This is a genomic window from Teichococcus aerofrigidensis (genome assembly GCF_054073225.1).
Genome location: NZ_JBSXMU010000129.1, coordinates 1 through 8,431, shown reverse-complemented (window position 1 = coordinate 8,431; position 8,431 = coordinate 1). Strand labels below are relative to the sequence as shown.

Below are 8,431 nucleotides of genomic sequence, written 5' to 3'. Positions count from 1 at the left end.
CCCCCCGGGCCGCCGCCCCCGGCCCGCCGCCCCGCCGCCCCGCCCCCCCGCCCCGCGACCAGGAAAGCCTTCAGACTGGCCCTGACCGGCCGGAGATGGAACCGATGCCAAGCAGCACGACCGCAGATTCCTATGGGGCCAGCGTCCAGGGCGCACCCAGCCTGCACACCCGCATCTCCTGGGGAGCCGTTTTCGCCGGCACCGTGATCGCCATCTCGGTGGGCGCGACCCTCAATATCCTGGGCGCCGCCATTGGCGCCAACCTGGTGGACACCACCCAGCAGACGACGCCCGAAGCCAGCAGCTTCGGCATCGGCGGTGGCATCTGGCTGCTGCTCTCCAACCTGATCGGCCTCGGCCTCGGCGCCTATGCGGCGGCGCGCCTTTCCGGCACCGCCGACGGCACGGACGGCACGCTGCACGGCCTGGCCACCTGGGGAACCACCACCCTGCTCACCGCCCTCGTGCTGGGCAGCGTCGCGGGCAGCGCCATCTCCACCGTGGGCAGCGGCGTCAGCAGCATCGTCGGCGGCGCGGCGCGCGGGGCGGGCAACCTGGCCTCCGCCGCCGGCAGCGAGGTTTCCGAGCGCACCGGCAATGACACGCTGCAATCCGCCGCGCAGCAGGTGATCGACCGCGCGCGCAACGCCCTCACCGCCACCGGCGGCGACCCGGCACAGATGAACAGTGACCAGCGCAAGGCCGAGATCGGCCGACTGGTGGGCCAGCGCCTGACGGATGGCCAGCTGCCCCAGCAGGACCGCGACCGCCTGGTGAACCTGGTGGCCGCCGAGGCGGGCGTCAGCCCCGACGAGGCGCGGGCTCGCATCCAGCAGGCCGAGCAGCAGGCGCAGCAGACTCTGGAGCAGGCGGAGCGGCAGGCCCGCGAGGCGGCCGATGCCGCGGCCCGCGCGGCCTCCCTCGCCGCCTACTTCGCCTTCGGCACCCTGCTGCTGGGCGCCATCGTCGCCATCCTGGGCGCACGCGCCGGAACCCGCGCCACCTATGCCGACCGCCCTTTGGCCCGCAGCGCCTATCGTTGATCGAACCTGAGAGGAACAGCATCATCATGAACAGCGACCGTATCGAAGGCACCACCCGCGACGTCACCGGCCGCGTGCAGGAAGGCTTCGGCAAGCTGACCGGCGACGAGCAGCACCAGGCCGAGGGGCTGGCCAAGCAGGTCGCCGGCCGCGCCCAGGAAGCCTATGGCGAGGCCAAGGACTATGCCCAGCATGCCGGGGAGCGGGTGGTCCGCGTGGTGGAGCAGCAGCCGGTGACCTCGCTGCTGATCGTCGGCGCCATCGGCTACGTGCTGGGCCTGTTGACGTCCCGCCGCTGGGACTGAACCGGCCGCCGGACCGGATTGCACCCGGTCAGGGCGCGGAACCGCAAGGCCGGTTCCGCGCCCGCCGCGTTTCAGGGGGCCCGCGTCTCAGGAGACCGGGCCGGTCTCCGCCTCCAGCGCCTGCCTGGCCTCCGCCATGGCCTTCAGGCCCGCCTCGGTCATCTTCGGGTAATGCGGATCGATGCCCTCGAGCGCCTCGATCATGGCCTCGACGACGATCAGCCGGGTCATCCACTTCTGGTCCGCCGGCACCACATACCAGGGCGCGTGCGGCGCGGCGGTGGCGCGGATCGCCGCCTCATAAGCCTCCTGATAGGCCGTCCAGTGCCGCCGCTCGGCGATGTCTGAAGGCTCCAGCTTCCAGTTCTTCTCGGGCTCGCGGATGCGGTCGAGGAAGCGCCGGCGCTGCTCCTCCGGGCTCAGGTGCAGGAAGAACTTCAGAACCACCATGCCCTGCCGCGCGAGATAGCGCTCATAGGCGGCGATATCCTCCAGCCGCTGGTCCCAGATCTCCGGCGAGACCACCTCGGGCGGCAGCTTCTGCCGCTCCAGGATGGAGGGATGCAGCCGCACCACCAGCACCTCCTCATACCAGGAGCGGTTGTGGATGCCGATCATCCCGCGACTCGGCAGGCGCAGCACATGACGGCGCATGAAGTCCATGTCGAGTTCGACCGGCCCCGGCGCCTTGAAGGCATGGACCTGACAGCCCTGCGGATTGAGGCCGGTGAACACGTGCTTGATGGCCCCGTCCTTGCCCGCGGCGTCCATCGCCTGGAACATGACGAAGACCGCGTGGCGGTCCTGGGCGTAGAGCCGATCCTGCAGCTCCGAGAGGCGGGCCACGCCTTCCTGCAGCAGCTTCTTGGCATCGCCGCGATTCAGGTCGTCGGTCTTGTGTCGGGTCGGGTGGTCGGCCAGCCGGAAGTCCTTGCCGTGCTCGACGCGGCAGGCGGCGGTAAGGCGTTGGGCGATGTCGCGGGGCATGGGGCGTCCTTCTTCTGCACGGCGCGCGCCCTCCCGCCGCCTCCGCGCGCGGGGTCGCCGCCGGAAGGCTAGCGCGACGATCCCCCGCCGGGTTGCCGCCGCGCCCCGGGGGGTGGTTCAGGGAAGCACGACGATGGTGACGCTGCGCGCCTCGCGGTTGGGCGTGCGGGTGGCGAAGCCCGGGTTGCGCGCCTCGGCGCGGATGCGGTCCCGTTCGATGCCATGCTCGACGGAGAGCATCTCCGAGATCTCTCGCGCCCGCTGTGCCGCGAGCTGGGTGCTGGTGGCCTGCCCCCCTTCCCGCACCGCATGTCCGAGGACGCAGAGGTTGCGGGCCGGATTCTCCCGGGCCAGGGCGGCGGCGGCCGCCACCGGGGTGCGGGCGGCCTCGCCCGGCCGGGCGCTGCGGGGCGCGAAGGGCACCTCGAAGACATCGTCCTCCAGCTTCTCTGCGCCGACGCAGTTGAACTCGCGCGGCTGCGCCAGCGCGGCGGAACTGGCGGCCAGGGCCAGCAGCAGGGCCGGCAGCAGAAGAGGCATCATGTCGGGGCCAGGACTCCGGACTGGGCCAGGCGCCGCAGCAGCGCGGCGGCCTCCACGGCGGGATGGGCCGAACGCAACTCGGTCTCGGTACTGTCCGGGCGGCTCAGCAGCCAGTTCGCCGCCTCGGCCTCGGCAGGGGCGAGCGTCACCGCCCCGCCCGGCGCCTTCAGCACCCATTCGGCGCCGCGCCGCACCGCCTTGGCCCCCGGCACCAGCACGCGGAAGGCCGCGCCCTCGGCCTCGGCACCCCCTCCGGCGGGGCCGGCACCGGCCGCCGCCGGGGCGATGCCGCGCGCCGCCAGCAGGTCGTTGCCGCCCCGGCGATGGCGGTAGTCGGCGACGAACTTCGCCAGCACCTCCATCACCTTCGGGTCGCGCGTCAGCTCCGACAGGCGCTGGCCCAGCTGCGCGGCACGGCTGGTGAGGGCGAACCTCGCCGCCGCGCTGCCGTCCTGCCGCGGCAGGGGCTGGCGGAAGGCGGGCTCGTACAGCACCCGCTCCAGCAGCATGTTCATCAGGTCCATCCCCAGCGGCGCACTGACGCCATAGGCGATGTGGACCGAGCTCGGCGCCTCGGCCAGGGCGTCATGGTACCAGCCGCGCGGCAGGTAGAGCAGGTCGCCGGCCTTCACCGTCACCTTGCCGCGCAGCCTCCCCTTGGCCTGGTCGTGATGCGCCTGGCCCAGGCTGCGGAAGGCGGGATGGGCGATCGGCCATTCGGCCCGCCCCTCCCAGATGTTCCAACTCTTCTCGCCCTCGACCTGGACGGCCCAGACGTCATGCGTGTCGAAATGGGAGGGGAAGGCCTTATGGCTCTGCCAGGAGATGTAGACATTGGCCTGGGCCTTGCCGAGCCCGGCCTCCTCCAGCGCGTCCGAGACGGCGGCGAGGCCCGGCGTCAGGCTGTCCACGTCGTTCATCACGATCGAGGCGCCGCGCCCGACCCATTGCGCCACCATCCGCGCATCCGGCTGCTGCACCGGGGTGTTGTCCCGCCCGGTGGCGCGGACGCAGTACTGCTCGGGCGGCACCGGCGTGCCGTCCAGCACCAGCTTGAGCGACTGGCTGGACCAGATGTGCGTCTGGTCCAGCAGGCGGTTGATCTGCCGCCAGGACAGCACCGCGGCGAACTTGGCGGCACCGCCCTGAACGTGCAGCGGCTGCTTGTCATAATACTCGCCGAAGAACTGCTCCGGCGTGATCGGGGCGAGGAGATCGGCGAGCGTCAGGGTCATGGCCGCAGGTTAACCCTGGAAGGGCGGCGGCGGCCAGGGGGGTCGAGGAGGGGTCCGGCTCCCCCTGACATCTCCTCTCCGACCGCCCATCGACGCCAAAGAATCATGCAGCCTGCCAAGAAAAGCGGCACGCCATGCCTTGAACCGGATAGCCCGGCGGCCGATCCTGCCAGAAGGGCTGAAACCGAGCGAAGGAGGCGAAGGGCATGCCGGAAGGCGATATCCACGGTGGCGGGGTACGCGTCGAGCTGCTGCGCGCGGCTGTCGAGGCCCTGCACCGACACGCGCCCGACCTCCCCCCGGCGGCCACCGAACTGCTGCACCGGCTGAGCGAGGCCCTGCCCACCGCGGAGCTGGCGGCCGAGCCGCCGGAACGGCTGGCCCGGGCCGCCGCCAGCCTTTTCGCCCATGCCGCCGAGCGGCAGCCCGGCAGCGCCAAGGTGCGGCTCCTGCCGCCGGGGCCCGGGCGGGGCGCCGTGGCGGTGGCCGAGATCGCCACCGAGGACATGCCCTTCCTGGTCGACAGCGTCCTGGCGGCCCTGGCGCTCTCCGGCCGCACGCCGCACCGGCTCCTGCATCCGGTGCTGCGCGTCCGGCGCGACGCGGCCGGGCGGCTGCTCGAATTCGCCCCCGAAGGCACCGCCGAAAGCCTGATGCATATCGAGATCGCCCCCGGCCAGGCGCGCCAGATCGGCGGCGGCGAGCCGCCGCGGGAGGGCTGGGCGGCCACCGAGGCGGCGCTGAACCGCGCCCTGACCGAGGTCCGGCTGGCGGTGCGGGACTTCCCCGCCGTGCTGGAGCGGCTCCGCCAGGCCGGCGGGGAGATCGGCGCCGGCGGCGATGCGGGCGCCGATATCGAGGCCGGCCGCGCCTTCCTCGCCTGGCTCGCGGAGGACAACTTCGTCTTTCTCGGCCACCGGCTGATCCGCTTCGGCCGTGACGGCGCGCCGGACATGGCGGAGGATCACCTGGGCCTGCTGCGCGACGAGAGCCTGCCGGTCTTCGATGCGCTGCGCGACCTCGCCGCCGTGCCGCCCGCCGTGCGCGCCTCGCTGCGGGAAGGCGCGCCGCTGGCCATCGCCAAGGCCAATATGCGCGCCCGCGTGCATCGCCCGCAGCATGCCGACGTGATCGCCACCAAGGTCTTCGGCCCCGGCGGCGAGGTCGCCGGGGTGCGGCTCTTCCTCGGCCTCTTCGCCGCCTCGGCGTATAATCGCAACCCGCGCAGCATTCCCTGGCTCGCCTCCAAGGTGGAGCGCATCCTGGCCATGGCGGGGGTGCAGCCCGACAGCCATGACGGCCGCGCGCTGCGCAACATCCTCGACACCTGGCCGCGCGACGAGCTGTTCCAGGCCGACGACGCCTCGGTCCTGGCCGGCGCCCACCGGGCGCTCGACCTGTTCATCCGCCCGCGCCCGGCGCTGTCGATCCGCCGCGACCCCTTCGAGCGCTTCATCTCGGCCATCGCCTGGCTGCCGCGCGACACCTTCGACACCCGCCTGCGCGAGAAGGTCGGCGGCATCATCGCCCGCGCCTTCGGCGGCCGCCTCTCCGCCTTCCACATCGCGCTCGGCGACACGCCGCTGGCACGGGTGCACTACATCATCGGCACGGTGCCGGGCGCCGTGGCCGAGGTGGAGGACACGGCGCTGGAGGCGGCCGTCGCCCAGGCCGCCCGCTCCTTCGCCGACCGGCTGGGCGAGGCGCTGACCGCCGAGCGCGGCGAGGCCGCCGCCGCCGAGGCCGTGGCCCGCTGGGGCGAGGCCTTCCCCGATGCCTATGCCGACCTCCACAGCGCCGAAACCGCGCTGGCCGACCTGCGGCTGGTGGAGGCGGCCACAGCGACCGGCCGCCCGGCGGCGCGGATCGAGCGACGCCCCGGCACCGGCCGGCGCAGCCTGGTGCTCCGCCTGGCCCATCCCGGCGGGCCGGTTCCGCTGGCCGATGTGCTGCCGGTCTTCGAGAGCCTGGACCTGCGCGCCATCGAGGAATGGCCCTTCCACCTGCGCGAGGGCGAGACGACCCGCGCCGTGCTGCATGTCTTCAACCTGGAGACCGGCGGCGAGCTCGACGAGGAGCGCTTCCCGCTCCTGCTGGAGGCGCTGGAGGCGCTGCAGTCCGGCCGGGCGGAAGTGGACGGCTTCAACCGGCTGGTGCCGCGGGCCGGCCTGGCCTGGCGCGAGGCCTGGCTGCTGCGCGCCCTGTTCCGCTGGCTGAAGCAGCTCGGCTTCACCTTCGCGCAAGGCTCGGTCGAGGCGGCGCTGGCCGCCACGCCGCAGGCCGCGCGGCTGCTGATCGACCTGTTCCATGCCCGCTTCGACCCTGCCCCGGAGGGCGACCGCGCGGCGGCCGAGGACCGCGCCGAGGCCGCCTGGGCGGCGCTGATGGAGACGATCGAGGACCCGGATGCCGACCGCATCCTCTCGCGCCTGCGCACCGCCCTCGAGGCCGTGCTGCGGACCAACTTCTATCAGGACAAGCCCTATCTGGCGCTGAAGATCGACAGCGCGAAGGGCGGCGAGATGCCGGCGCCGCGCCCCTGGCGCGAGATCTTCGTGCACGCCCCGCACATGGAGGGCTGCCATCTGCGCGCCGGTCCGGTGGCGCGCGGCGGCATCCGCTGGTCCGACCGCCGCGAGGATTTCCGCACCGAGATCCTGGGGCTGATGAAGGCGCAGCGGCTCAAGAACGTCGTCATCGTGCCGACCGGCGCCAAGGGCGGCTTCGTGCTGAAGGGCACCGTGCCGCCGGCCAGCGACCGCGAGGCCTTCATGGCCACCGGCATCGCCGCCTACCGGACGCTGATCCGCGCCATGCTGGACGTGACCGACAACCTGAAGGGCGAGGCCGTGGTGCCGCCGCCCCTGGTGGTCCGCCGCGATGGCGACGACCCCTATATCGTCGCCGCCGCCGACAAGGGCACGGCGACCTTCAGCGACATCGCCAACGGGCTGGCGCAGGAATACGGCTTCTGGCTGGACGACGCCTTCGCCTCCGGCGGCAGCCAGGGCTACGACCACAAGGCCATGGGCATCACCGCCAAGGGCGCCTGGGTGATGATCGGGCGGCACTTCGCCGAGATGGGCCACGACATCCAGGCCGAGCCCTTCAGCATGGTGGGCGTCGGCGACATGTCGGGCGACGTCTTCGGCAACGGGCTGCTGGTGTCCCGCAAGACCCGGCTGCTGGCGGCCTTCGACCACCGCCACATCTTCATCGACCCCGACCCGGACCCGGAACGCTCCTATGCCGAGCGCGCCCGGCTCTTCGCCCTGCCGCGCTCCTCCTGGGCGGATTACGATGTCCGGCTGGTCAGCGAAGGGGGCGGCGTCTATCCGCGCAACGCTCGCTCCATCCCCCTCTCCGCGCAGGCGCGCGCCCTGCTCGGCATCGCGCAGGAGAAGCCCGATCCGGCGACGGTGATGAAGGCGATCCTGCGGGCGAAGGTGGACCTGCTCTACTTCGGCGGCATCGGCACCTACATCAAGGCCGCCTCCGAGAGCCAGGCCGAGGCCGGCGACCGCGCCAACGACGCCATCCGCGTCGACGGGCGCGAGGTGCGCGCCCGGGTCATCGGCGAGGGCGCCAATCTCGGCGTCACCCAGGCCGGGCGCATCGAGGCGGCGCGGCACGGGGCGGAGGGCCATGGCGTGCGCCTCAACACCGACGCGCTCGACAATTCCGCCGGCGTCTCGACCTCGGATCACGAGGTGAACATCAAGATCCTGCTGTCGGACGCCATCGCCGCCGGGGCGCTGACGCTGCGCCAGCGCGACGAGTTGCTGCGCCGCATGACCGACGAGGTCGGCGCCCTGGTGCTGCGCGACAACACCGAGCAGTCGCTCGCCATCTCGCTGGAGGCGGCGGCGGGGGCGGAGGCGCTGCCGGCGCATGCGGCGCTGATGGCGCGGCTGGAGGGCATCGGCCTGCTGGACCGCGCCGTGGCCGGCCTGCCGGACGCCGCGGCCCTGGCCGATCGCATCGCCGCCGGCCAGCCGCTTACCCGGCCGGAACTGTCCGCGCTGCTCCCCTTCGCCAAGCTGTGGCTGGCCGAGGCGATCGAGGCCGGCGACCTGCCGGACGATCCGGCCCTGCTGCCGCTGCTGGAGGAGTATTTCCCCACCGAGCTGCGGCGCGACTTCGCCCCCTTCATCGCCCGCCACCGGCTGCGGCGCGAATTGCTGGCGACCATCCTGGCCAATGCCGTGGCCAACCGCCTGGGCCCGGCCGAGCTGGCCCGCCTCGCCGCGGGCAGCGAGCCCGGCAGCGTCGCCCGCGCCGCCATCCTGGCCGACCGGCTGTTCGGGCTGGAGGAGGC

The 8,431-nt window shown here is 73.0% G+C and carries 6 protein-coding genes; 3 read left to right on the top strand and 3 right to left on the bottom strand.

Annotation, left to right across the window (positions count from 1 at the left end; all coding sequences use genetic code 11):
• Nucleotides 1–104 precede the first annotated feature (104 nt).
• Nucleotides 105–1,043 (top strand): hypothetical protein, encoded by a 939-nt coding sequence (locus ACVMLK_RS18095; protein ID WP_232477430.1) that lies wholly within the window; start codon nt 105–107, stop codon nt 1,041–1,043.
• 26 nt (nt 1,044–1,069) lie between these two features.
• Nucleotides 1,070–1,348, top strand: a complete 279-nt coding sequence (locus ACVMLK_RS18090; RefSeq protein WP_198368021.1) for a CsbD family protein — start codon at nt 1,070–1,072, stop codon at nt 1,346–1,348.
• Nucleotides 1,349–1,435: 87 nt separating this feature from the next.
• Here the strand turns inward: ACVMLK_RS18090 and ACVMLK_RS18085 are convergent, their stop codons facing one another.
• From ACVMLK_RS18085 to ACVMLK_RS18075, 3 genes are all read right to left on the bottom strand, one after another.
• On the bottom strand, nt 1,436–2,335 hold the full coding sequence (locus tag ACVMLK_RS18085; protein ID WP_457487186.1) for a PPK2 family polyphosphate kinase: 900 nt from the start codon (nt 2,333–2,335) through the stop codon (nt 1,436–1,438).
• Nucleotides 2,336–2,452: 117 nt separating this feature from the next.
• Complete coding sequence (locus tag ACVMLK_RS18080) at nt 2,453–2,878, bottom strand: OmpA family protein (RefSeq protein ID WP_198368023.1); 426 nt, start codon at nt 2,876–2,878, stop codon at nt 2,453–2,455.
• Nucleotides 2,875–4,113: a cupin domain-containing protein gene (locus tag ACVMLK_RS18075; protein ID WP_457487185.1), complete on the bottom strand. Its 1,239-nt coding sequence runs from the start codon at nt 4,111–4,113 to the stop codon at nt 2,875–2,877. Before ACVMLK_RS18075 ends, ACVMLK_RS18080 begins: the two co-directional genes overlap by 4 nt.
• Nucleotides 4,114–4,319: 206 nt before the next feature.
• Between ACVMLK_RS18075 and ACVMLK_RS18070 the strand changes: the two genes are divergently transcribed.
• Nucleotides 4,320–8,431: NAD-glutamate dehydrogenase (locus tag ACVMLK_RS18070; protein ID WP_457487184.1), on the top strand; the 4,112-nt coding region annotated here is incomplete at its 3' end.